This is a genomic window from Streptomyces glaucosporus, assembly GCF_039533345.1.
GTDB lineage: Bacteria > Actinomycetota > Actinomycetes > Streptomycetales > Streptomycetaceae > Streptomyces > Streptomyces glaucosporus.
This window is the reverse complement of record NZ_BAAATJ010000009.1, coordinates 97,235-120,950: the sequence shown is the minus strand read 5'-3', so window position 1 is coordinate 120,950 and position 23,716 is coordinate 97,235. Positions and strand designations below refer to the sequence as shown.

26 protein-coding genes and 1 riboswitch are annotated in these 23,716 nt (G+C 71.9%); of the genes, 15 read left to right on the top strand and 11 right to left on the bottom strand.

The genetic code is table 11. The annotated features are described in order from the left end of the window. Positions 1-171 precede the first annotated feature (171 nt). From ABD358_RS12530 to ABD358_RS12520, 3 genes are read right to left on the bottom strand one after another with little or no spacing between them, the layout of a single operon-like run. Complete coding sequence (locus ABD358_RS12530; protein WP_344631025.1) at positions 172-363, bottom strand: hypothetical protein; 192 nt, start codon at positions 361-363, stop codon at positions 172-174. Next, positions 360-608 carry a hypothetical protein gene (locus tag ABD358_RS12525; protein ID WP_344631024.1) on the bottom strand — a complete coding sequence of 83 codons (249 nt, stop codon included), beginning with the start codon at positions 606-608 and terminating at the stop codon, positions 360-362. Before ABD358_RS12525 ends, ABD358_RS12530 begins: the two co-directional genes overlap by 4 nt. Then, positions 605-805, bottom strand: a complete 201-nt coding sequence (locus ABD358_RS12520) for a hypothetical protein (RefSeq protein ID WP_344631023.1) — start codon at positions 803-805, stop codon at positions 605-607. The genes ABD358_RS12525 and ABD358_RS12520 overlap by 4 nt, the downstream gene beginning before the upstream one ends. Before the next feature lie 614 nt (positions 806-1,419). Between ABD358_RS12520 and ABD358_RS12515 the strand changes: the two genes are divergently transcribed. Beyond that, on the top strand, positions 1,420-1,620 hold the full coding sequence (locus tag ABD358_RS12515; protein ID WP_344631022.1) for a hypothetical protein: 201 nt from the start codon (positions 1,420-1,422) through the stop codon (positions 1,618-1,620). Between the two features lie 66 nt (positions 1,621-1,686). Here ABD358_RS12515 and ABD358_RS12510 read toward each other — a convergent pair whose 3' ends face one another. Next, a complete protein-coding gene (locus ABD358_RS12510; RefSeq protein ID WP_344631021.1) occupies positions 1,687-2,037 on the bottom strand; it encodes a sulfatase in 351 nt (116 codons plus the stop codon). Next, complete coding sequence (locus tag ABD358_RS12505) at positions 2,034-2,285, bottom strand: hypothetical protein (protein ID WP_344631020.1); 252 nt, start codon at positions 2,283-2,285, stop codon at positions 2,034-2,036. Before ABD358_RS12505 ends, ABD358_RS12510 begins: the two co-directional genes overlap by 4 nt. Positions 2,286-2,457: 172 nt before the next feature. On the opposite strand from ABD358_RS12505, the gene ABD358_RS12500 reads away from it, so the two are divergent. Beyond that, complete coding sequence (locus tag ABD358_RS12500; RefSeq protein WP_344631019.1) at positions 2,458-2,706, top strand: GntR family transcriptional regulator; 249 nt, start codon at positions 2,458-2,460, stop codon at positions 2,704-2,706. Positions 2,707-2,781: 75 nt separating this feature from the next. Here ABD358_RS12500 and ABD358_RS12495 read toward each other — a convergent pair whose 3' ends face one another. Next, positions 2,782-4,446, bottom strand: a complete 1,665-nt coding sequence (locus ABD358_RS12495; protein WP_344631018.1) for a recombinase family protein — start codon at positions 4,444-4,446, stop codon at positions 2,782-2,784. Between the two features lie 84 nt (positions 4,447-4,530). Further along, positions 4,531-5,763 carry a hypothetical protein gene (locus ABD358_RS12490; protein ID WP_344631017.1) on the bottom strand — a complete coding sequence of 411 codons (1,233 nt, stop codon included), beginning with the start codon at positions 5,761-5,763 and terminating at the stop codon, positions 4,531-4,533. Between ABD358_RS12490 and ABD358_RS12485 the strand changes: the two genes are divergently transcribed. The 4 genes from ABD358_RS12485 to ABD358_RS12470 all read left to right on the top strand — a co-directional run bounded on the left by ABD358_RS12485 (position 5,753) and on the right by ABD358_RS12470 (position 9,289). Then, positions 5,753-6,442 carry an ATP-binding protein gene (locus tag ABD358_RS12485; RefSeq protein WP_425576311.1) on the top strand — a complete coding sequence of 230 codons (690 nt, stop codon included), beginning with the start codon at positions 5,753-5,755 and terminating at the stop codon, positions 6,440-6,442. The genes ABD358_RS12490 and ABD358_RS12485 overlap by 11 nt on opposite strands. Continuing rightward, positions 6,439-7,566 (top strand): DNA-processing protein DprA, encoded by a 1,128-nt coding sequence (gene dprA / locus ABD358_RS12480; protein ID WP_344631016.1) that lies wholly within the window; start codon positions 6,439-6,441, stop codon positions 7,564-7,566. The genes ABD358_RS12485 and dprA overlap by 4 nt, the downstream gene beginning before the upstream one ends. Positions 7,567-7,835: 269 nt before the next feature. Then, positions 7,836-8,678, top strand: coding sequence for an RNA polymerase sigma factor WhiG (whiG, locus tag ABD358_RS12475; protein WP_344631015.1), 843 nt, complete (start codon positions 7,836-7,838; stop codon positions 8,676-8,678). A gap of 53 nt (positions 8,679-8,731) precedes the next feature. Further along, positions 8,732-9,289 carry a TetR/AcrR family transcriptional regulator gene (locus ABD358_RS12470; RefSeq protein WP_344631095.1) on the top strand — a complete coding sequence of 186 codons (558 nt, stop codon included), beginning with the start codon at positions 8,732-8,734 and terminating at the stop codon, positions 9,287-9,289. A gap of 102 nt (positions 9,290-9,391) precedes the next feature. Here ABD358_RS12470 and ABD358_RS12465 read toward each other — a convergent pair whose 3' ends face one another. After that, complete coding sequence (locus ABD358_RS12465) at positions 9,392-10,084, bottom strand: murein hydrolase activator EnvC family protein (protein ID WP_344631014.1); 693 nt, start codon at positions 10,082-10,084, stop codon at positions 9,392-9,394. A gap of 359 nt (positions 10,085-10,443) precedes the next feature. On the opposite strand from ABD358_RS12465, the gene rpsB reads away from it, so the two are divergent. The 5 genes from rpsB (at position 10,444) to ABD358_RS12440 (ending at position 15,096) form a co-directional block, all read left to right on the top strand. Continuing rightward, positions 10,444-11,322 (top strand): 30S ribosomal protein S2, encoded by an 879-nt coding sequence (gene rpsB, locus ABD358_RS12460; protein WP_344631013.1) that lies wholly within the window; start codon positions 10,444-10,446, stop codon positions 11,320-11,322. Positions 11,323-11,431: 109 nt separating this feature from the next. Next, entirely contained in the window at positions 11,432-12,268 is an 837-nt protein-coding gene (tsf, locus tag ABD358_RS12455) for a translation elongation factor Ts (RefSeq protein WP_344631012.1), read from the top strand. A 184-nt stretch (positions 12,269-12,452) separates the two neighbouring features. Next, positions 12,453-13,223: a UMP kinase gene (pyrH, locus tag ABD358_RS12450; protein ID WP_344631011.1), complete on the top strand. Its 771-nt coding sequence runs from the start codon at positions 12,453-12,455 to the stop codon at positions 13,221-13,223. Positions 13,224-13,394: 171 nt separating this feature from the next. Then, entirely contained in the window at positions 13,395-13,952 is a 558-nt protein-coding gene (gene frr, locus ABD358_RS12445; protein ID WP_324920576.1) for a ribosome recycling factor, read from the top strand. Positions 13,953-13,965: 13 nt separating this feature from the next. Then, entirely contained in the window at positions 13,966-15,096 is a 1,131-nt protein-coding gene (locus tag ABD358_RS12440; protein ID WP_344631010.1) for a phosphatidate cytidylyltransferase, read from the top strand. On the opposite strand, the gene ABD358_RS12435 is transcribed toward ABD358_RS12440, so the two are convergent. After that, positions 15,017-16,078, bottom strand: a complete 1,062-nt coding sequence (locus ABD358_RS12435; RefSeq protein WP_344631009.1) for an aminoglycoside phosphotransferase family protein — start codon at positions 16,076-16,078, stop codon at positions 15,017-15,019. The two genes, ABD358_RS12440 and ABD358_RS12435, sit on opposite strands and share 80 nt — an antisense overlap. A 562-nt stretch (positions 16,079-16,640) precedes the next feature. Between ABD358_RS12435 and rlmN the strand changes: the two genes are divergently transcribed. The 4 genes from rlmN to ABD358_RS12415 all read left to right on the top strand — a co-directional run bounded on the left by rlmN (position 16,641) and on the right by ABD358_RS12415 (position 21,736). After that, on the top strand, positions 16,641-17,747 hold the full coding sequence (gene rlmN / locus ABD358_RS12430) for a dual-specificity RNA methyltransferase RlmN (RefSeq protein WP_344631008.1): 1,107 nt from the start codon (positions 16,641-16,643) through the stop codon (positions 17,745-17,747). Positions 17,748-17,791: 44 nt separating this feature from the next. Then, positions 17,792-17,925: riboswitch (TPP riboswitch) on the top strand. Then, on the top strand, positions 17,920-18,996 hold the full coding sequence (locus tag ABD358_RS12425; protein ID WP_344631007.1) for a thiamine ABC transporter substrate-binding protein: 1,077 nt from the start codon (positions 17,920-17,922) through the stop codon (positions 18,994-18,996). It overlaps the preceding riboswitch by 6 nt. A gap of 56 nt (positions 18,997-19,052) precedes the next feature. After that, a complete protein-coding gene (locus ABD358_RS12420; RefSeq protein WP_344631006.1) occupies positions 19,053-20,672 on the top strand; it encodes an ABC transporter permease in 1,620 nt (539 codons plus the stop codon). 2 nt (positions 20,673-20,674) lie between these two features. Next, positions 20,675-21,736 (top strand): ABC transporter ATP-binding protein, encoded by a 1,062-nt coding sequence (locus ABD358_RS12415; RefSeq protein WP_344631005.1) that lies wholly within the window; start codon positions 20,675-20,677, stop codon positions 21,734-21,736. A gap of 34 nt (positions 21,737-21,770) precedes the next feature. Here the strand turns inward: ABD358_RS12415 and ABD358_RS12410 are convergent, their stop codons facing one another. Further along, a complete protein-coding gene (locus ABD358_RS12410) occupies positions 21,771-22,943 on the bottom strand; it encodes a hypothetical protein (RefSeq protein WP_344631004.1) in 1,173 nt (390 codons plus the stop codon). Beyond that, positions 22,925-23,659, bottom strand: coding sequence for an ABC transporter ATP-binding protein (locus tag ABD358_RS12405; protein ID WP_344631003.1), 735 nt, complete (start codon positions 23,657-23,659; stop codon positions 22,925-22,927). Before ABD358_RS12405 ends, ABD358_RS12410 begins: the two co-directional genes overlap by 19 nt. Between the last annotated feature and the right edge of the window lie 57 nt (positions 23,660-23,716).

The window sequence follows — 23,716 nt, the reverse complement described above, 5'->3', positions numbered from 1 at the left end:
TCGGGTCTCCTGTTCTGGCACGGGCTGCGTGCCGGTCATGGGGTTGGGTAAGAGCCCGCGCGCGTGAGCCGGCCGTCAGGCCGCGGCGGCGCTGAGAGGCTGCGTGCGGGCATGAGAAAGCCCCCGTGGCCATCGGTGGCCAGAGGGACGGAGCGGCTGAGAAAGGGGCCGTCAGCCCTGTTCTTCGCGTGCCGGTGTGTACTCCTGGGCGAGGCGCTGCATGTCGTCGGGATCGACGTAGACGCTGTGCCGGATGGTCAGATACGGGAAGTCCGTGCCGGGGTGTTGGAGAGCGCGGAGCAGCGTCTTCGGCTTCACGCCCAGACGGGCGGCGGCGTCGGCGAGAGGGATGAAGTAGCTCATCGGCCACTCACTCGACCGCGCCATGCGGTCCACGCCGCGGCCCACTCTTCCCAGTTGTCGTAGATCCACTGACGATCGAGGGCGGTCTTCGGCCGCACGGTCTCGTCGTAGTCCCAGGCATCCGGCAACTTGCCCTCCATGCGCAGGTGGAAGGCGAAGGCGCGGACACGGGATCGAGGCTCGCCCAGCCACTCGGCGGTTTGGATGGCGTTGGTCCAGACTCCACCGTTGTCGCGTCTGCTCATCGGCCAACACCTCGACAGGCGGCTTCACGCTCGACGGAAGCGGCGGTGTAGAGGACGACGTTCCCGAGCTTCAGCATCTCCAGTTGGGTTCTGGTGCCGTGACTCCGGTGTGTGCGGAGGGTGGAGGCGGTGACGCCGAGTCGTTCGGCTGCCTGGGCGGTGGACAGGTACTCCACGCCGTTGATGTTGAGAGGCACTGGCTGGCCTCCTTCCTCCCGCTCGATGCGGGCTTGGTGGGCTTGGTGTTCGGGTTCGTCTCGTCGGCGCCGCCGTCTGTCGAAGGGCCGAAGAGAACACCCCCCGCCAGCCGCCCAGGAGGTAAGCGGCCAGCGAGGGGTGTGGGTGACGTCGAACCGTGGAGGCACGCGCCTGACCAGGGCGCGCGGTCGACGTCGGAGGGCGCGTGAGGAACCCGAACGGAGCGCGCGCACCGGGGGAGAGACAGGGGGAGGAGAGGGGTGGACGGCGTCGCCGACTGCCGCACCCAGAAAGAAGAACGTCCGACCGGTCAGGTCGGGTGAGCGGGGGGAAGAATCTCTTACTTACTGATACGGAGCGAGCGGGCCATGTTGGAAAGAGTCCGAGCAGTGACGCTGGTCACCCGTTGAGCGAAGAGCGAACGCCACTCACTTACAAGGATCGGATGAGTGGACCGGTTGTTGCAGGTCCTGAGTAGTGACGCCGATCGCTTGTCGGGCGAGGGGCGAAGATCCCTCACTTACTGATACGGAGCGAGCGAGGTACTTGTCAGGGTCGACGAGCCGTGACGCTGGTCACCCGGTTGTCAGACCCTCGGCCTACCGTCCTCGGTATGGACGACATGAGCCCGCAGGAAGTGGGAGCCCGCTTCGGCGCGATGATCCTCGGGGCAGAGCTGAGCGAGGAGCCGCCTCCGCCAGACTCCCCCCTCGGTCGGGTCAGGGCATGGGGCGAGCAGTACGGCACGGAGAAGCTGACTCCCGAGCACGTACAGGCAGCGATCGAGGGTCAGCCGCTCCCACCTCCCGAGTAGGAGCCGGACATGACAGAGCCCCTACCTCCTCGCCTTCGAGGGGCAGGGGCTCTCGCCTTGTTGGAATCAGCGCGTCAGGCAGCGCCTCAGAAACTCGGCCGTTTCTTTCGCCTCGGGGGCGACGCCCAGTCGCTCACCTCGCAGACGGGCCACCTCGACCGCGTCGACCACAGCGTGAGCCAGGAAGCGAACGGCCATCTTCAGCTCTGCTCGGGATGAGCTCACCTCATCGGCCACCGACAGAGCTCGGGCCATGTCCACCTCGGCCGTGGTCAGCATCCCCTCTTCCATCGAGTCCGCCATTCTGGAAAGGAGGGATGATCCGTCGCCGGTCGACAGGTACGCAGTCTTGCCGTCCTCGCGCCACGGCAGGCGTCGGAGCTGGGAGGGTGCCGGCTGGCTCTCGATCTCGCTCATGCAGCACGCTCCTCGACTCGGCCCTGTCGGGCTTGCTCCTCGAACGCCAGGAAGTACGGCCGGACGAGTGCCACCTGTTCCGCCTCCAGGACGTAGCGAGGGGACGGCTGTGCGCTCCTGTGGCGGACGATGCGGGCTCCTCGGGTCATCGGGTCCAGGAGCACCGAGGGGACGGCTGTGCGGGGTGTGTGCGCCTTCCTGTGCCTGCCTCTGCCGCGGGTGATCAGGGCCAGTAGGGTTTGCAGCATCGTTGTTCGACTCCTCGACAGTCGACGGCGTAGACCCTCGGACGGCTGACTCCGTCCGGGGGTCGCTTCGTGTTGGTGCCTGTCCACAGAGTAACTGCGTCATACCGCGGTTGTCTGCGTCATGCCGCAGCCTGCCCGAGCGGGCTCCTGTCTACCGCCGCAGCATGAGTGCATGACAGAGAGCGCAGGACTGCCCCTGTACCGGTGGCAGGAGATCGCCCAGGACATCACCGAGCAGATCCGTACGGGCAGGCTTCCCGTGGGCGCTCGGCTCCCTGGCGAGCGCCTGCTTTGCGAGGAGTACAGCGCCGCGCTCGGCACGGTCCGGCGAGCAGTCCGGGAGCTGAAGGAGCAAGGCTTGATCGGAGTCGTACCGGCCAAGGGGACGTACGTCCTGCGGAAGCCGCAAGACAACGAGTAGACCCCGCCTGCCAGTGAGTGACAGACGGGGTCCGGTTACGTAGGGTCGACGGCCGGCTGAGCGGACAGTAGTCGGTCAGGCCGTGATCGCCGTGCGGTCCAGGATGATGCGGCCCAAGTTCATCGGAAACGACAAAGCCACTCGGCCGCGATGCAGGACACGGACCTTGTCCGTCTCCCTGGCGTTGGCCGCATCAATGTCGACCAAGCGCTCAACAAGGCCAGGGAGCTGCGGCAGCTCCTCGCCGTGGACGACGGCCCGAACACCTGCCTCCCGGAGTTCCTTGTTCCTGGCCGCAGGATCGGTCAGCCGCTCGAACCGCTCCCGGTAGGTCTCGCCGGTCGGCTCGTCCTCCCAGCAGTCCGGCTCGTTCGGCACGGCGAGCAGGGCTTCACGCCGAGCCTCCAGGCGAAGGAAGCTCTCCCGGTACTCCTTCTTGCCCAGCTCGGATGAGTAGAGACCCGCTTCCCTGTCCTCCCGCAGCTCCGCCAGCGCGCGCGTGACGTCCTCGATCGCTGCCCTGTTGTCCGTGCCGGGGATGAATCGGCGCCTCACCACTTCCAGGTGCCCGACTGCGTCAAGGAATGCGTCCGTGATGGTCGACTCCAGGAGGTCAGCCCGGATCGCTTGGTTCTGCCCGCACTCAGCACCGGAGATGTTCCGAGAGCTGCACCGGTAGTACATCCAGTGACGGCCGTTGTTCCGGTACATCGGACGGCCGCAGACGCAGAACGCCACCCGAAGGAGCGGGCTCCTGTCGTAGCGGTTGCCGTGGTTCGGTCGAGAGTTCTCCGCGAGCTTCGCTTGCAGCCGATCCCACTCGGCTCGGGTGAGCAGAGGCTCGGCACGCTGCAAGGGCTGACCTTTGGCGTCCCGTACGAGCCGGGTGCGCGTCCCCTTCTTCCCGTTCGGAAGCTCGACCTCTTCCGTCATCTCGACCCGGCCGAGGAGCGTGTGCGAGCGGAGCATCCTTGTCAGGTTGCCGACGCGCCAGAGAGCCCCCTTCGGCTCCTTGCCTGCCCTGATGCGCTGAGCATCGAGAGACGTCGGAACCTTCCCCTCGTTCAGCCAGCGGCAGACGGCGTTGAGCGCTTCCCCGTCCTCGACGACGCGCCGCACGATCTCACGGACCATGCCTGCCGTGTCCGTGCCGTAGACATCCGGGACGAGTTTCCAACCGTCCGTCTCGGGGTCCTTCTCTGCCCGGTAGCCGTACGGCACGAAGCCGCCACGCCACCGACCGGAGCGCATGAGGTGAGCGAACGACGACTTCGCCCGGAAACGGATCGCCTCAAGCTCGCCCTCGGCGAATGCGGCGATCAGAGAGAAGAGGATCTTCCCCATCGGCGTGGACAGGTCGAAGCCGTCCTCTACCGAGGCGAGAGCCTTCCCCTTCTCTTCGGTCCACTCGACGAGCTGCCAGACGTGCAGCACTCGACGTGAGACGCGGTCGAGCTTCCATGCGCAAGCGATGTCCCACTCATCGGCTCGGCTCGCCTCCCAAGCTCGGCGCTCCTCGACCTCGGAGACGTCCTTGCCGATGGTGGAGGGGAGCCACTTCCCCAGCTCCGGGCGCTGCCACGGAGCGACCGCGCCGGATACGTCTACGTCCTCGGCCCACCCGACGATGGTGTGCCCTCGGTCCTCGGCCCATCGCTCGATGGAATTCCGCTGCCGTACGACAGACGTACTCTCGTCCGTCGCTCTGCTCAGTCGGAGCACTCCCAGTACGCGCGCCACTACCTGATTCTCCTGTCCTGTTCTGCGTTCGATGATGGAGGGGAGGGGAGGCCAGCCGGTACCGGCCTCCCCGTGACGCTGCTCTCAGAGGCCGGCTGCCTGCCGTAGGGCTTCGATCGATACGGCGATCTCCTCGAAGGTGGGCTCTGCGGTGATGCAGTCGGACAGGTAGAGGCTGAAGATCTTCCGGCCGTCCTCGGTCACTCCTTCGAGGGAGAGCCCGCCGTCCTCTCCTTCCATCGCCTTGATGCCGTAGGGGAGGAGTCCGCGGAGGGCATCGGCGAGCAAGGCGTCATGCAGGGTGGCTCCACCATCGGACAGGGAGACGTTTTCAGTGGCCGGGGGAGTGACCAGGACACCCGTCCCGGCGATCACGTCCACGATGGCAGTGAACGGGTGCAGGTCGATCGTCTGCATGCCGTGCGCCTCGGGAGCGAAGCGCTCGTCCGCCTGCCACTCGACGAGAGCCTGAGCGTCCGCAGGGTCATCAAGCGTGCACGTAAGGGCGGGCTCCTCGGCCACCTTGCCCACGACGTTCAGAGGGGCACCGACAGGCTTGGTCCCGGTAGTGCCGTCCTGTCGGACGAACGTGACCACGGACTCGGAGACAGCCGTCACCGTGGCGTCGCAGTCGTAGAACCGGATCACGTCGCCAACCTCGACGGCAGGAGCGTCCTCGATCATCTCGGCCACGGCAGGCTTCACCGTGCGCTCGAAGCGAGAGCCGGGGTAGACCGTGGCGGCGCACTGCGGGGTGGTGCCGTTCGCCGCACGGAAGGCGTAGCAGACCCGGAGCTGAGCAAGGCTGCTCTCCACGCGCTCGACGCGAGTCACGGTGGCCTGTCCGTCGTGGAAGTGGATCACGTCGCCCTCGGCCAGCGACTCAGCACGGACGGACTCGGTGGGCACCACCTTGACCCGGACGTACTCGCCTACGGCGTACTCGGCATCCAGGTTGAAGCCGAGCTCACGGGAGGACTCGGAGGTGAGTTCCGCGGAGACGGTCTGCGCGTCGGTGTCGACGGAGACGGAGACGATCTCCCGCTCCTCCCGCATGGCGTCGGTCGCGACGATCATGCCGGGCTTCAGGTCACGGGCGGGGAAGAGCGTCCATTCGCCCTCGCCGTAGATGCGCTCGACGTGCCGGTGCGCAAGCTCCTTCACGTCCGCCAGTCGACGGCCAGTGAAGCTGAAGCCGAGACCGACCACGGTCCCGTGCCAGGCGTTGCCCTCCTTGCGCGCCGTTGCGATGCGCTGCCCGTTGCCGTTGGTGGCGAAGTAGTGCCCCGCTGCGGCCTTGTGCCAGGTGAGTTCCATCGTCAGTCCCCTTCGATCGGGGAGTAAGTCCGACTCACTCGACGAGGCCGCTGAATGCAGCGCACGGGTGCTCGACGCCCTCCGGCAGCCGCTGGAGTCCGGCCAGGTCGTCGTGGCCCGGGCCCAGGGCCTGATGCGCATGCCCGCCCGCTTCCTCCTCGTCCTCGCCGCCAACCCCTGCCCCTGCGGGCGGCACGGCTCCAGAGGAGGCGGCTGCGAATGCCGGCCCTCCTCGGTCCGGCGCTACCGCGCACGCCTGTCCGGACCGCTGCTGGACCGTGTCGACCTCCGGGTGACCGTCGAACCCGTCACCCGTGCCGAACTGACGAACCCCGGCGTCCACGGGGAATCCACAAAAGCCGTGGCGGCCCGCGTACGCGCCGCGCGGGAGCGCGCCGCCGCCCGCTACGCCGGAACCCCCTGGCAGACCAACAGCGAGGTGCCCGGACACGAACTGCGGACCCGGTGGCCGGGATCGCCCGGAGCGCTGGGCCGGGCGGAGGAGGACATGGAGCGCGGGCTGCTCACCGCGCGCGGACTGGACAGGGTCCTCAGGGTCGCCTGGACCCTCGCCGATCTCGCCGGGCACGACCGGCCCACCGCCGACGACGTCGACGGGGCACTGGAACTGCGCACGGGCGTACGGCGCGGCGCGGCACTCACCGGAGGCCGGCCATGACCGAGGAGGAACGCCTGGCCAGGGCGGCGCTCACCAGGGTCGGGGAACCCGGGGACGAGGCCGTGAACAGATGGCTCGACCGGTACGGCGCCGTGGACACCCTCAAGGCCCTCGGTTCGGAGACCCCGCTGCCCGGCGTGTCCCGGGCCCGCTGGGCCGGGCTGCGTCAGCGGGCCCGCGGACTCGACCCCGAAGCCGACCTGAGGGCCGTCGACGGAGCGGGCGGACGCTTCCTCTGCCCGGGCGACCCCGAATGGCCGAGCCAACTGGACGACCTGGGGGACGGGCGCCCCGTCGGACTGTGGGTGCGCGGCAGAGCCTCGCTGAGGCTGTGGGCGCTGCGCTCGGTCGCCGTGGTCGGCGCCCGGGCGTGCACGGACTACGGCGCCCACGTCGCGGCGACGCTCGGCTCCAGTCTGGCCGCCCGGGGGTGGACGGTGATCTCCGGCGCGGCGTACGGCGTGGACGGCGCGGCCCACAACGGCGCCCTGGCGGTGGACGGGGCCACCGTCGGGGTCCTGGCCTGCGGAGTCGACGTGGCCTACCCGCCGGGCAACGGGTCGCTGATCCACCGCATCGGGGAGCAGGGTCTGCTGGTCGCCGAACTCCCGCCCGGCGACCACCCGACCCGCAGCCGGTTCGTGCTGCGCAACAGAGTGATCGCGGCCCTGGCCCGGGGCACCGTCGTGGTGGAGGCCGAACTGCGCAGCGGGTCGCTGGTCACCGCCCGGCGCTCGCTCGCCCTCGGCAGGGTCACGATGGGCGTTCCCGGCCCTGTGACCAGCGGTCTGTCGGCGGGAGTCCACCAGCTCCTCCGCGGCGAGGGCATCGTCGTCACCGACGCGGCCGAGATCATCGAGCTGGTCGGCAGCATCGGTGAGCTGGCTCCCGAGAAGCGCGGGCCGATCCTGCCGCGCGATCTGCTGGCGCCGGAGGCGGCACGTGTTCTGGAGGCCCTGCCAGCCCGGGACGCGATCGGCACGGCGGAGGTGGCGCACGCCGCGGCCCTCACAGAGGAGCGCGCACTCGTCCGCCTCCAGGAGCTGAGGTCGCTCGGTTTCCTCGAACACAGCGGCGGCCGCTGGCAGCTGGCCCGACGGGCGAGCGGACACCCCAAAAGGTGACGAGGCGGTCCTTGAACCGGGGCGATCGGGTGAAAGGGTGAAAAGCATGATCGCTGAATGGTTCGTTCCGCAGGGTCTCACGGGCCGCTCCGACCGCCGGAATACCCCCGGAGCGCGGGCAGCGGAACGTATCTGCGTATGTCCGATCGACCACTCCTCGCACTGAGCGACACTTCGGTCACGCTACGCTCCGAAGGTTCCCACTTTCACGGTCCCAACGGCGTCAGTGCACAGATCACAGCTCACGGCAGAACGGCTCAAGACCAGGCATGCCCCACCACACCCCCGGGCCCGACCGCACGGCCATGGCAGAACCGACCGCAGCCGGCGACGCTGCGCACCCTGCCCCGCCCAGATCGCTCGACGAGCTGTGGCGGTCGTACAAATGCACGGGCGACGAGCGGCTGCGGGAACAGCTGATCCTCCACTACTCGCCTCTGGTCAAGTACGTGGCCGGACGCGTCAGCGTCGGCCTGCCCGCCAACGTGGAGCAGGCCGACTTCGTCTCCTCCGGAGTGTTCGGACTGATCGACGCCATCGAGAAGTTCGACCCGAGCCGCTCGATCAAGTTCGAGACCTACGCCATCACCCGCATCCGCGGGGCCATGATCGACGAACTGCGGGCACTGGACTGGATCCCCCGCTCCGTGCGGCAGAAGGCCCGTGCCTTCGAACGGGCCCACGCCGCACTGGAGGCGACCCTGCGGCGCACGCCCTCGGAGGCCGAGGTCGCGGACGAGATGGGGATCCCCCTGGAGGAACTCCACGGCATCTTCAGCCAGCTCCCGCTGACCAACATGGTCGCCCTGGAAGAGGTGCTCCACGCCGGCGGGGAGGGCGGGGACCGCCTCAGCCTCATGGACACCCTGGAGGACACGGCCGCCGACAACCCCGTCGAGATCGCCGAGGACCGTGAACTGCGACGGCTGCTGGCCCGCGCGGTCAACACCCTCCCGGAGCGGGAGAAGACCGTGGTCACCCTCTACTACTACGAAGGGCTCACCCTGGCCGAGATCGGGCAGGTCCTGGGGGTGACCGAGAGCCGGGTCAGCCAGATCCACACCAAGTCCGTGCTGCAGCTCCGGGCCAAGCTGGCCGACGTCAGTCGCTGAATCGGTACTCCCCTCCATAGAGTGGACCCGTGCCAAGGATTCGAGCGGCCTCCGTGGCCGAGCACCGGAGGATGCAGCGCGACGCCCTGCTGGAGGCGGCCAGGTCCCTGCTGTCCGAGGGCGGTACGGAAGCACTGACCTTCCCCGCCCTGGCCGAGCGCACGGGGCTGGCGCGTTCCTCCGTGTACGAGTACTTCCGCTCCCGCGCGGCCGTCGTCGAGGAGCTGTGCGCCGTCGACTTCCCGGTGTGGGCGGCCGAGGTGGAGGCCGCCATGGAACGGGCGGAAACCCCCGAGGCGAAGGTCGAGGCGTACGTACGGCGGCAACTGGACCTGGCGGGCGACCGCCGCCACCGGGCCGTCGTCGCCATCTCGGCCGGCGAACTGGACGCGGGCGCCCGGGAGAAGATCCGTGCCGCCCACGGGGGACTGATCACCATCATCGTGGATGCCCTCGAAGCCCTGGGGCACGACGAGCCCCGGCTGACCGCCACCCTGCTGCAGGGAGTCGTGGACGCCGCGGTCCGCCGCATCGAACTGGGCGCCGCGGAGGACCCGGAGCGGATCACCCGGGCCGCGGTGTCGATGGTGCTCCACGGCGTCGGGGCCTGACCCCCGCCCCGTCCTCCGCGTCCTGGTCGTCCGCCGGTGCGCCGGCCCGCGCCGACGTGCGGGAACACCACGGGTACGGGGCCGCCCGTGCTCCGGTCCGGCTCACGGACGCGGGTCCCCGCCGCGCGGGCGGGTGCGGCGGCGGTGGGCCCAGACGGCTGCCACGGCCAGCGCCGCCGCACCCGCGGCGGCCGTGCCGGCGGAGGAGGACTCGCCGGCCGCCGTCGGCCGGAGCGCATCCGTGCCGCCCGGTGCCGTTCCGGACTCCGGCGGCAGCGGAACACCCAGCACCGGAAGCAGCCGCGAAGGACCGCGCCGCAGCAGGGAGAGCGGATCCAGATAGGCGTCCCCGCGGCGCAGCCCCCAGTGGAGGCACCCCGCCGGGCAGTGGAGACCCTCCGGCTCCAGCACCCCCACCACATCCCCCGCCGCGACCCGGTCCCCAGCGCGGACGCCTGCCCGGACCGGCTCGTACGTCGTGCGCAGCGGCGGATCCCCCGTGGCCGCCAGCTCGATCGAGACCACCCCGCGCCCGGCGACCCTCCCCGCGAACGAGACCCGGCCCGCCGCCGCGGCGCGCACCGGATCCCCCGGACGCGCGGCGAGGTCCACACCGCGATGGCCCGCCGTCCACCGGACGGGCGGCGGCTCCCAGCCGCGCTCCACTGCCCCCGGCACCGGCCGGACCCGTCCGGCCGGTGCCGGATCGCCGCCGGGGGCCGCCCGGACCGGAGCCGCCCCGGCGGCCAGGAGCGGCAGACAGCACAGCAGCACCACACCGAGTCGAAGTCCCATGGGCACAGGGTGACGGCGCTGGGGGACCCGCGGGGATCCCGGCCGGGAGCTGTGGACCACCGGCCGGTTGTGGACAAGTCCGTCACCCGGCACACCGTCCGGCCGCCTTCTCCGCCGCCGTCCGGCACGGTGGCGCGTGCGGCCCATGCGTGTCGCCCGCCGGTTCCCCGGTCCCGTACACTTCTGGTGCGATCCGGGTCACCGGGTCGACTTCGCACGCCCCGCCACCCGTGTTCGGTGGCCGCGCATCTCGGTCCTCGGAGACGGTCCCCGGACCCATCCGCAGGCAGCGCGCCGGGGCGTCAGGAACGGCGGTCACCCGGCCGCCGCGGACAACCGAGCACCAAGGAGATACGGCCATGGCCGTCGTCACGATGCGGGAGCTGCTGGAGAGCGGCGTCCACTTCGGGCACCAGACCCGCCGCTGGAACCCGAAGATGAAGCGCTTCATCTTCACCGAGCGCAACGGCATCTACATCATCGACCTGCTCCAGTCGCTGTCGTACATCGACCGCGCCTACGAGTTCGTCAAGGAGACCGTCGCCCACGGCGGCTCCATCATGTTCGTCGGCACCAAGAAGCAGGCCCAGGAGGCCATCGCCGAGCAGGCCACCCGCGTGGGCATGCCCTACGTCAACCAGCGCTGGCTCGGCGGCATGCTCACCAACTTCTCGACCGTCCACAAGCGTCTGCAGCGCCTGAAGGAGCTCGAGCAGATCGACTTCGAGGACGTGGCCTCCTCCGGCCTCACCAAGAAGGAGCTGCTGGTCCTCTCCCGCGAGAAGGCCAAGCTGGAGAAGACGCTCGGCGGCATCCGCGACATGCAGAAGGTGCCCAGCGCCGTCTGGATCGTGGACACCAAGAAGGAGCACATCGCCGTCGGTGAGGCGCGCAAGCTCAACATCCCGGTCGTCGCCATCCTCGACACCAACTGCGACCCCGACGAGGTCGACTACAAGATCCCGGGCAACGACGACGCGATCCGCTCCGTCACCCTGCTCACCCGCGTGATCGCCGACGCCGTGGCCGAGGGCCTCATCGCCCGCTCCGGCGCCGCCGGCGAGGGCAAGGGCGAGAAGGCCGCCGGCGAGCCGCTCGCCGAGTGGGAGCGCGAGCTGCTGGAGGGCGACGCGAAGAAGGCCGCCGAGGGCGAGCAGACCGCCGAGGCCCCGACCGAGGAGAAGGCCGCCGAGGGCGAGCAGCCGGCCGAGGCCGACAAGCCCGCCGAGCAGGCCTGAGCACGCAGCACAGTGGTACGGCCGGGGGCGGTGCCATGAGCGCCGCCCCCGCCGTGCACCTGTAGATCGATCCATCCTCATCGACTTTTCGGGAAGAGATTCACCGACCATGGCGAACTACACCGCCGCTGACGTCAAGAAGCTCCGCGAGCTCACCGGCGCCGGCATGATGGACTGCAAGAAGGCGCTGGACGAGGCCGAGGGCAGCGTCGACAAGGCCGTCGAGATCCTCCGGGTCAAGGGCCAGAAGGGCGTCGCCAAGCGCGAGTCCCGCACCGCCGAGAACGGCGCCGTCGTCTCCCTGATCGCCGACGACCAGAAGTCCGGTGTGCTGGTTGAGCTCAAGTGCGAGACCGACTTCGTCGCCAAGGGCGAGAAGTTCCTCGCGGTCGCCGACGCCATCGCCGCCCACGTCGCCGCCACCTCCCCGGCCGACGTCCAGGCGCTGCTGGACTCCGAGATCGAGTCCGGCAAGACCGTCAAGACCTACGTGGACGAGGCCAACGCCGCGCTCGGCGAGAAGATCGTCCTGGACCGCTTCGCGCAGTTCTCCGGCGGCTACGTGGCCGCCTACATGCACCGCACCAGCCCGGACCTGCCGCCGCAGGTCGGTGTCCTGGTCGAGCTGGAGCAGGAGAACGCCGAGATCGCCAAGGACGTGGCGCAGCACATCGCCGCGTTCGCTCCGAAGTACCTCTCCCGCGAGGACGTCCCGGAGGAGACCGTCGCCAACGAGCGCCGTGTCGCCGAGGCCGCCGCCCGCGAGGAGGGCAAGCCCGAGCAGGCCCTTCCGAAGATCGTCGAGGGCCGCGTGAACGGCTTCTTCAAGGAGAACTGCCTCCTGGACCAGCCCTTCGCGAAGGACAACAAGAAGACCGTCCAGAAGGTGCTGGACGAGGCCGGTGTCACGCTGAAGCGCTTCGCCCGCTTCCGCGTCGGCGCCTGATCCGCAACGCCGTAACTTCCACGGCGGACCGGCCGTACCCGGCCAGGGACGGCCACGGGGCCCGTCCCGGTGCGTCGCCCACGGACGGACGACCGCAGTTGTGACGAGGAGGCCATTGCCGCTTTCAGGGACCGAGAGGAACCACCGGCGATGGCCTCCTCCGCATGTGCACGAGGAGATCAGCATGAAACAGGGCATCGACCCCGGAGGTACAGCCTCCGACAAACACCGCAACCGCCGCCGCTTCCTGCTGAAACTCTCCGGAGAGGCGTTCGCGGGCGGCGGAGGGCTCGGAGTCGACCCCGACGTCGTGCACAAGGTCGCCCGTGAGATCGCCGCCGTGGTGCGGGACGGCGCCGAGATCGCCGTCGTCATCGGAGGCGGCAACTTCTTCCGCGGCGCCGAGCTCCAGCAGCGCGGCATGGACCGGGCCCGCTCCGACTACATGGGCATGCTCGGCACGGTCATGAACTGCCTCGCCCTCCAGGACTTCCTGGAGAAGGAGGGCATCGACTCCCGTGTCCAGACCGCCATCACCATGGGGCAGGTCGCCGAGCCGTACATCCCCCTGCGGGCCGTGCGGCACCTGGAGAAGGGGCGCGTGGTGATCTTCGGAGCCGGCATGGGCATGCCGTACTTCTCCACCGACACCACTGCCGCCCAGCGCGCCCTGGAGATCGACGCCGAAGCACTGCTGATGGGCAAGAACGGCGTGGACGGCGTCTACGACTCCGACCCCGCCACGAACCCCGACGCGGTGAAGTTCGACGCCCTGGAGTACGGCGAGGTCATCGCCCGCGAGCTGAAGGTGGCCGACGCCACGGCCATCACCCTGTGCCGCGACAACAGGCTGCCGATCCTCGTCTTCGAGCTGCTGGCCGAGGGGAATATCGCGCGGGCGGTCAAGGGTGAGAAGATCGGCACGCTCGTGAGCGACCAGGGCTCCCGGGCCTGACCCCTCGCCGGCACGACACGACGTCCGTACGGCGACGCGGCCACCCACGGCGCCGTACGGCAACTCCGTGCCGCACGATGGGCACGGTACGGGGATGGACAACAACCTGCCGGTGGGACACCGTGCAGGAATCAGGGCTTTCCGGCTCAATCAGCGAACCAGGAGCACGTGGTGATCGAAGAGACCCTCCTCGAGGCCGAGGAGAAGATGGAGAAGGCGGTCGTCGTCGCCAAGGAGGACTTCGCCGCGATCCGCACCGGCCGTGCGCACCCTGCGATGTTCAACAAGATCGTGGCGGACTACTACGGCGCGATGACCCCGATCAACCAGCTCGCGTCGTTCTCGGTGCCCGAGCCGCGGATGGCCGTGGTCACCCCCTTCGACAAGAGCGCGCTGCGGAACATCGAGCAGGCCATCCGCGACTCCGACCTCGGCGTCAACCCCTCCAACGACGGCAACATCATCCGGGTCGTCTTCCCGGAGCTGACCGAGGAGCGCCGCCGGGAGTACATCAAGGTGGCCAAGGGCAAGGCCGAGGACGCCAAGATCTCCATCCGGAGCGTCCGCCGCAAGGCCAAGGAGGCCATCGACAAGGCCATCAAGGACGGCGACATCGGCGAGGACGAGGGGCGCCGCGCCGAGAAGGAGCTCGACGACACCACCGCCAAGTACGTCGCGCAGGTGGACGAGCTGCTCAAGCACAAGGAAGCCGAGCTGCTCGAGGTCTGAGGCTGCGATATTCGTGAATGACTCATCCTGGGGAGCACCACCGCCGAGTGCCGGGCATCCCGGCCACTCGGGATACTGGAGCCCCCCCGAACAGGGGTACTCCTCCCCGCTTCGCGCGGAGGTGGCGCCGGCACCGGCGGGTTCCGTGCACGACGGCGGCGATGCGTCGCAGACTCGGCGTATGCCCATCGTGCCCGATGCCCCCGGCGGTGACCAGGACGATCGCGACCATCGAGCGGCCGGGCGCCCGCCCGGAGGCCCGGTTCCCGGCGGCGACCCGTCCGAGCAGCAGACCGGTCCCGTGACCCCGGGGCGTGCGCGCGGCCGCAAACGGGCCGGCCGCAACCTGCGCGCCGCGATAGGGGTCGGTCTGGGGCTGGGCGCCGCCGTCGTCGCCTCGCTGTTCGTCTACAAGCACGCCTTCGTCGGCGTGATCGTGGTCGCGGTCGTGGTCGGGCTGTGGGAGCTCACCTCCAGACTCGCCGAGCACAAGCAGATCCGGGCCCCCCTGGTGCCGCTGGCGATCGGCGGCGCGGCCATGGTCGTCGCCGGATACGTCCGCGGCGCCGAGGGCGCCTGGGTGGCCGCGGCGCTCACCGCCCTGGCCGTGCTGGTGTGGCGGATGACGGAGGACCCCAGGGACTACCTGCGGGACGTCACGGCGGGCGTCTTCGCCGCCTTCTACGTCCCCTTCCTGGCCACCTTCGTCGCCATGATGCTCGCGGCCGACGACGGACCGTGGCGGGTGTTCACCTTCCTGCTGCTCACCGTCGTCAGCGACACCGGGGCGTACGCCGTCGGCTGGCGCTTCGGCCGCCACAAGCTCGCCCCGCGGATCAGCCCCGGCAAGACCCGCGAGGGGCTGCTGGGAGCGGTGTCCTTCGCCATGGCCGCGGGCGCGCTGTGCATGCACTTCCTCATCGACGGCGGCACCTGGTGGCAGGGCCTGCTGCTGGGACTGGCCGTGGCCATCAGCGCGACCCTGGGCGACCTCGGCGAATCCATGATCAAGCGGGACCTGGGCATCAAGGACATGGGCGCCCTGCTGCCCGGCCACGGCGGCATCATGGACCGGCTCGACTCCCTGCTGCCGACCGCCCCCGTGGTCTGGCTGCTGATGGTGGTCTTCGTCGGCGCCGGCTGACGGCCCCCGCCCCGGTGAGGGGCGCCGGTGACCGCTCCCGGCCCGGTTCCACCGGGAACCGGGCGCGCGGATCGTCACGGTGCGCCCGGGGCCCGGGGGCCGCCATCAGGGCGGCAAGGACCCGGCACCAGCCCAGGACCCGGTCGGGGGACAGCCCGGGGACCAGGTCCGCCGGCGCCGCGGCCCTCCGCTCCGGCCCAGCCGGGTCGGCTGCGCCGGTTGCGTCGGCTGCCTCGGCAAGGACCCAGTCCACCGCGTCGAAGTCGGGGTCCCCCCACGCCGGCCGCGGGTCGATCGCCACCATGCGGCCGCTGGGACCGGACAGCACGTTGGCCGGGTGGAGATCGCCGTGCACCAGCCCCACGGGGCCGCCGGAGGCGAGCTCCAGAGCGGCCGCCCGCGCCCGGCCGAGCGCCACCCCCCACTCCGGCGACCCGCTCGCCGCCGCTCTGCGGCCGGCCAGGTCGAAGAGGAAGCCGACCCGCTGCGGCAGCGGTCGCACCGCGGTGCACCGCCCCGGTGCGGGAGAGGAGGCCCTGAGGTCCCGGAGCAGCGCCGCGACCTCGGACAGCCGCCAGCCGGACCGCTTCACCGGCACTCCCGGCTCCACGCCCTCCAGCAGCAGGGCCCCGGCGGAGAGATCCTGCGCCACGAGGCCGACGACCGACGGGGTGCCCGCCCACGCGCGCAGGGCCTCGGCCTCCTCGGAGGCGACCCGGGGATCCGGGGTGAGCTTCAGCCACACGGAGGACCCGCTGCCGCGCCGCCTGCAGCGGAACACCCGCGAGGTGCCCCCTCCGCCCGCCTCGACGGGCTCCAGGTCCCACCGGACGGCGAGGTCGTCCACCAGGGCCGGCAGCGCGTCGCACCAGGCGTGCGCTCCGGCGCCGAACCGCACGGCGAGCCGGTCGCGGACCTCCGGTGCCACAAGGGCCAGGCCGCTCATCGCCTTCCCCTCTTCCTCGCGTCTTCCTCGCGGCACCGGAAGGAACTCCCCCCGCACCGGGAGAACCCGTGTGCCGGGAAGTGACGGTAGCCCCTCCGCCGGCGGGCTCTCCACGGGCGGGGAGCGGCGAGGAAGCCGACCGGGTGCGGTGCGGCCCTTCGGCGGGAAGGAGCGGCGACGAGCGTTCGCACACGGAAGCCGTGCCGCGACGACGAGATCGGCGGTCTCGTCCTCGAAGGCGCCGACGTGTCCCGGCACGACCGCCGGTTCGAGCCGTCAAGGGGCCCGCCCGCCGCCGGACCCCTCTTCGAGGCCGCTCGTGCGGCATGGGAGCGGGAGGACGCCGACGCCGCCCCGGAGGCCGGCGGAGCCGCCCGTGCGCCGGGTCTTGAACCGGCCCCGGAGGACGGGAGCGGACCCGTCACGGACGTCCCGCCGCGCATCGGCGGGGACCTCGCGCGGTTCCGGTACCGACGCCCGGACCGCCCCCGGGCCGTGCGGGGACGGACGAACGGCGACGGGGGACGGCCGGGGGCGACCACGGCCTCCCCGCTCCGGTCCCGTGCCGCCGCAGTCGATCTGCGACACTGGAAGGACCATGCCTGCACCCGGAGAACTCACCTTCGTCGCGCCGCGCGGGGCCGTCAAGCCGCCGCGGCACCTCGCCGACCTCACCCCCGCCGAGCGCCGCGAGGCGGTCGCCGCCATCGGCGAGAAGCCCTTCCGCGCCCAGCAGCTCTCGCGCCACTACTTCGCCCGCTGCGCCACCGACCCCGCCGCCTGGACCGACATCCCGGCCGCCGCGCGCGGGAAGCTGGCCGCCGAGCTGCTGCCCGAGCTGATGACCGTGGTGCGGCACGTCACCTGCGACGACGGAGCCACCCGCAAGACGCTGTGGCGGCTGCACGACGGAACGCTGGTGGAGTCCGTGCTGATGCGCTACCCGGACCGGGTGACCATGTGCGTCAGCTCGCAGGCCGGCTGCGGCATGAACTGCCCCTTCTGCGCCACCGGGCAGGCCGGGCTGGACCGCAACCTGTCCACCGCCGAGATCGTCCACCAGATCGTCGAGGGCATGCGGGCCCTGCGCGACGGGGAGGTCCCCGGAGGACCGGCCAGACTGTCGAACATCGTCTTCATGGGGATGGGCGAGCCCCTGGCCAACTACAAGCGGGTCATCGGCGCCATCCGCCGCCTCACCGACCCCGAGCCCGACGGCCTGGGCCTGTCTCAGCGAGGCATCACCGTCTCCACCGTCGGACTGGTCCCGGCGATCCACCGCCTCGCCGACGAGGGCCTCAAGTGCCGGCTGGCCGTCTCCCTCCACGCCCCCGACGACGAACTGCGCGACACCCTGGTGCCGGTCAACACCCGTTGGAAGGTCCGCGAGGTCCTCGACGCCGCCTGGGAGTACGCGGAGAAGTCCGGCCGCCGGGTCTCCATCGAGTACGCCATGATCCGCGACATCAACGACCAGGCGTGGCGGGGCGACCTCCTGGGGAGGCTGCTGGCGGGCAGGAGGGCGCACGTCAACCTCATCCCCCTCAACCCCACCCCCGGCTCCAAGTGGACCGCCTCCCGGCCCGAGGACGAGCGGGCCTTCGTCGCGGCGCTGGAGGCGCACGGCGTGCCGGTGACCGTCCGCGACACCCGCGGACAGGAGATCGACGGCGCCTGCGGGCAGCTCGCCGCCACCGAGCGCTGATCGCGCGGCCGGCCCTGATACCGTAGCGATCGCACACAGTATCGACATACCGACAGGGGAGCGCGTACAGCGCTGAGAGTGCGGTGTCGCCGATCCGGCCCACGGGCCGGCCGGTGAGCCGCAGACCCTCGAACCTGATCCGGTTAGTACCGGCGTAGGGAGTCAGCACACCGTGGTCACGACCCTCCGGCGCGCCCTGGGCGTCGCCGTCCTCGGCACGTTCGCCTTCTCCGCCCTGACGGCCTGCGGCGGCTCCCAGCCCTCGGGCGGGGAGGAGAAGAAGACCGTCACCCTCGTCGGCCACGACTCCTTCGCGGCCTCCGAGAAGGTGCTGGAGAAGTTCACCGAGGAGACCGGCTACAAGGTGAAGGTGCTGCGCGGCGGCGACGCCGGCTCGGCCCTCAACCAGGCGATCCTCTCCAAGGACAACCCGCAGGGCGACGTCTTCTTCGGCGTCGACAACACCCTCCTCTCCCGCGCCCTGGAGAACGGCCTGTTCACCCCGTACGAGGCCGAGGGGCTGGAGAAGATACCCGCCGAGTACCGGCTCGACGCCAAGCACCGCGTCACCCCCGTCGACACCGGCGACGTCTGCGTCAACTACGACCGCGCCTGGTTCGACGAACGCGGCATCGAACCGCCGGAGACCCTGGACGACCTCACCGAGCCCGAGTACGAGAACCTCCTGGTCACCGAGAACGCCGCCACGTCCTCGCCCGGCCTGGGCTTCCTGCTGGCCACCGTCGCCGAGTACGGCGACGAGTGGCAGGACTACTGGAAGAAGCTCAAGGCCAACGGCGTCGAGGTCGTCGACGGCTGGGAGCAGGCGTACTACGACCGCTTCTCCGGCTCCGCCGGCGGCGAGAACGGCGGCGACCGCCCGCTGGTCGTCTCCTACGCCTCCAGCCCGCCCGCCGAGGTCCTCGAAGCCGACCCCGCCCCGAAGCAGGCCCCCACCGGAGTCGCGACCGGCACCTGCTTCCGGCAGATCGAGTTCGCCGGACTCCTGACCGGGGCGGACAACCCCGAGGGCGGCAAGGCGCTGCTGGACTTCCTGGTGAGCGAGACCTTCCAGGAGGACATGCCGCTGCAGATGTTCGTCAACCCCGTCCGCGAGGGCACCGAACTGCCCGAGGTGTTCACGGAGTACGGCGAGACGGTCTCCGACCCCCACACCATGGCCCCGGAGAGGATCGCCGACAACCGCGAGGCGTGGGTCGAGACGTGGACCTCGCTCGTCGTGAGGTGAGCGGCGGACCCGGCACGGGAAGCGACGCACGCCGCACAGCGGTCCGGCTCGGCCTGATGGCCGTGCCCGCCGTGTTCCTCGCCCTGTTCTTCGCCTACCCCGTCGCCGCCATCACCGCCCGCGGCCTCCACGACGGCGGACGGTGGCACCCGGAGCGATTCGCCCAGGTGCTCACCGACCCCGGCATCGGGGGCGTGCTGTGGTTCACGCTCTGGCAGGCGGCGGCCTCCACCGCGCTCACCGTCGCGCTGGCCCTGCCCGGCGCCTACGTCCTGGCCCGCTACGACTTCCCCGGCAGACGGGTGGTGCGCGCGGTCGTCACCGTGCCGTTCGTGCTGCCCACCGTCGTCGTCGGCTCGGCGTTCCTGGGACTGCTGGGCCGGGGCGGACTGCTCCAGGAGTGGGGACTGCCGCCGGTCGGCGGCCCGCCCGCGATCCTGCTCGCCCACGTCTTCTTCAACTACGCCGTGGTCGTCCGCGTCGTCGGAGGGCTGTGGGCACAGCTCGACCCCCGTCAGGAGGAGGCGGCGCGGGTGCTCGGCGCGAGCCGCTGGGCCGCCTGGCGCGCCGTGACGCTCCCGGCACTGGCCCCGTCCGTGGCGGCCGCCGCGCTGACGGTCTTCCTGTTCACCTTCACCTCCTTCGGCGTCGTCCAGATCCTCGGCGGCCCCCGCCACGCCACCCTGGAGGTGGAGATCTACCGGCAGACCGCCCACCTGCTGGACCTGCCCACCGCCGCCGTCCTGACCCTGGTGCAGTTCGCCGCGGTCGCCGCCCTGCTCGCCGGCCACGCCCGCACCGTCCGGCGGCACCGGGGCACCCGCGGACTGGTCGACGCGGCCGGCACCGCCCGCCGCCCGCGCGGAGCACGCCAGTGGGCACTGCTGACGGCCGTCCTGGTCCAGATCGCCGTACTGCTGGTCACCCCGCTCGCCGTGCTCGTCGAACGCTCCCTCAACGGCCCCGACGGCTACGGCCTGGCCCACTACCGGGCCCTGGCCTCGGCGGAGGGCGGGACGTTCGCGGTCGCCCCGCTGGAGGCGATCGGCAACTCCCTGGCCTACGCCGCCGTCGCCACCGGCATCGCCCTCGTCGTCGGCGGCCTGGCCGCCGTCGCGCTCACCCTCCCCGAGTCCGGCCGCCGGGCCGGACGGCTGGTGCGCGGCTTCGACGCGCTGCTGATGCTGCCGCTGGGCACCTCCGCGGTCACCGTCGGCTTCGGCTTCCTCATCGCCCTCGACGAGCCCCCGCTGGACCTGCGCTCCTCGTGGATCCTGGTCCCGCTGGCCCAGGCCCTGGTGGGGGTGCCGTTCGTCGTGCGGACCCTGCTGCCGGTGCTGCGGGCCGTGGACGACCGGCTGCGCGAGGCCGCCGCCGTGCTGGGCGCCTCGCCCGCGCGGGTGTGGCGCGAGGTGGACCTGCCGCTGGTGCGGAGGGCGCTGCTGGTCGCGGCGGGCTTCGCCTTCGCCGTCTCCCTGGGGGAGTTCGGCGCCACCGTCTTCATCGCCCGCGCCGACGCGCCCACCCTGCCCGTCGCCGTCGCCCGCCTCCTGGGACGGGCCGGAGAGGCCAACTACGGCCAGGCGATGGCGCTCAGCACCGTCCTGATGCTGGTGTGCGCGGCCGTCCTGCTGGCGCTGGAGAGCGTCCGCACCGACCGATCGGGAGAGCTGTAGAGATGGCGTCGCTGCGACTGGAGGCGGTCACCGTGCGCTTCGGCGACCGCACGGCCCTGGACGCGGTGGACCTGGACGTCGCCGACCACGAGATCGTCTGCGTGCTCGGCCCCTCCGGCAGCGGCAAGTCCACCCTGCTGAGGGTCGTCGCCGGGCTGCGCGAACCGGACGCCGGGCGTGTCCTGCTCGACGGCCGCGACCAGCTGGGCGTCGCCACCCACCGCCGCGGAGTGGGGCTGATGTTCCAGGACCACCAGCTCTTCCCGACCCGCGACGTCGGCGGCAACGTCGCCTTCGGCCTGCGCATGCACGGAACACCCCCTGAGGAGGCCGAGCGGCGGGTCGCCGAACTGCTGGACCTCGTCGGACTCCCCGGCGCCCGGCGCCGCCCGGTCACCGCCCTGTCCGGCGGCGAGCAGCAGCGCGTCGCGCTCGCCCGCGCGCTGGCCCCCCGCCCGGGACTGCTGATGCTGGACGAACCGCTCGGCCAGCTCGACCGGTCCCTGCGCGAACGGCTCGTGGTCGAACTGCGGCAGCTCTTCCGCCGCCTGGGCACCACCGTGCTCGCCGTCACCCACGACCAGGGCGAGGCGTTCGCGCTCGCCGACCGGGTGGTGGTGATGGACCGGGGACGGATAGCCCAGACCGGCAGCCCCGTCGAGGTGTGGCAGCGTCCCGCCTCCGAGTTCGTCGCCCGCTTCCTGGGATTCACCAACATCGCCCCGGCGACCGTGCGCGGCGGCGGCACCGCCGACACCCCCTGGGGCGAGGTGCCCGTACCGCCCGGCACCCCGCCCGGCCCCTGCACCCTGCTGATACGGCCCGCCGGAGTGCGGCAGGCGGACGCCCCCGGGCGGGGACTGCCCTGCACCGTCACCGCCCGCACCCTGCGCGGCGGCGGTTCCTCGGAGATCTCCCTGCTGCTCGACCCCGGCAGCGGACCCGTCCTGGAGGCGTCCTGCCCCCTGCGCACGGCGCCCGAGCCGGGCACGACCGTCGCCGTCGCCTTCGACGCCGGCGAGGTGGTCGTCCTCGGACGGGACACCGGAGACGGCACGGCCTGAGGAGGGACGCGGGCCGCGGACGGGACCGACGTCCTCACCGCACCAGCGGCAGCGCGGCCAGCTCCGCGATCAGCCAGGCCAGCGGCGCCAGCACGGCCAGCAGCGCCGCCACCCGCAGCGCCGCCGCGGCACGCAGCGCCCTGCGGGGGACACCGACGCGGCGCAGACCGTCGGTGGCGGACGCCCGCGCGGCCCGGAACTCCGCCGCCGCGCTCAGTGCGCCGGCCACCGCGCACACCACGACCACCGCCGTGCCCAGCACGGTGAGCGGCCCCGCCGCGGGACCGCCGCCGGGCGCCCCGTACAGCCTGGCCGTCGCCAGCGCGCCCGCGGCCACCGCGCACAGCATCCCCAGGGAATGGCCGACGCGCGGCGCCTCCTCCCGCAGCGCCCGGCCCGACAGCAGCCGCAGCGCGCCGGGCCGCCCCACGGCCAGCAGCAGCCCGCACAGGTGGACCAGGCCGGGCCCGGCGAGCACCAGTCCCAGGGTGATCAGCAGCCAGCCGCCGACGACCCCCGGGCCGAGCCCGTCCAGGGAGCCCGGCAGCGGCACGTCCGGGCCCGGGCGCGAGGCGGCCCGGTCGGCGGCGTAGGTCTCCACGGCCAGCCCGACCGCCGTGACCGCCACGCCCCACGGCAGCCCCACGGGCGCGGGCGGCGGCGTACGGGGCTGCGCCGCGGTACGGGCGGACGGAAGCGCGCGCAGCCGCGTCGCCACCGCGCTGGCCGCGGCCGCGGCCAGCGGCGGCACGGCCAGCAGCGTGGCCACGGCGGCCCGCGGCAGCTCCCGGCCGGAACCCAGCAGCTCCGCCGCGGCCCCGGCCGGCGGCGCGCCGCCCAGACCCTCGCGCAGACCCGTGAAGGCGAGCAGGGCCAGCGCGCAGCCCGCGGTGCAGGACAGCGCCGTGGACACCGCGGCCAGCAGCGGAAGCCGCGCCGGCCCCATCCCGACCGCGTCCAGCCCCTCCCGGGGGCGTACGCACGGATCGGTGCGGGCCGCGGAGGCGGCGAACTGGACGCACGCCAGCAGCGGCACCGCGCACCACAGCAGCCGGGACAGCGCCGCGCCGGGGCGGTCGGGATGGGCGACGGCGTAACTCAGAGCGCTCAGCAGCAGGAAGCCGACGGCCCCGGCCGCGCCGGCGACCAGCGACCGCTGTGCCAGGGCCGTGGGGCGGAAGGTGCGGACTAGACGGAGAGCGAACACGCTGCCCTGCCTTCCGGGCCGGTCGGGGCGGTCGGGGAGTCGGCGCCGACCCGGCGGCCGTCCACGAGCGTGACCGTGCGGTCCGCCACGGCCGTCACCCGGTCGTCGTGGCCGGCCAGCACCACCGTGATGCGGTGCGTGCGGGCGGCGGTGGTCAGGGTCCGCAGCACCTGGGCGCGGTCGGCCTGGTGCAGCGGCGCGGTGGGCTCGTCGGCGAACACGATCGCGGGGGAGTGCGCCAGCGCGCGGGCGATGGCCACCCGCTGCCGCTGCGACTGCAGCAGCGCCCCCGGCCGCATCCGGGCGCAGTCGCCGACGTCCAGCCGCTCCAGCCACTCGCACGCGGTGCGCCGGGCGGCGCGGTGGCCGGCGCCGGCGAGCAGCAGGGGCAGCGCGGCGTTCTCCCAGGCGGTCAGTTCGGGAAGGAGCTGCGGTTCGCTGCCGACCCAGCCGAAGCGGTCGAGGCGCAGCCGCTCGCGGGCGGACTCGGACAGGGTGTGCAGGGGGACCCCGTCGAACCACACCTCGCCGCGTCCGGGCGCCAGCCGCCCCGAGAGACACCCCAGCAGGGTGGACTTGCCGCAGCCGCGCGGGCCGGCGACGCAGAGGATCTCCCCCTCGCGGACCTCGAGGGAGACGTCCCGCAGCGCGGGCGACCCCTCGTGCTCGTAGTGCAGCCCGCGTGCCCAGAGCAGATCCTCGGGTGCGGCCACCATGACGGGCACCTCCGCTCGTCCTCGGGGTCGTGCCTCCACCTGACGGGGTGAACGAGT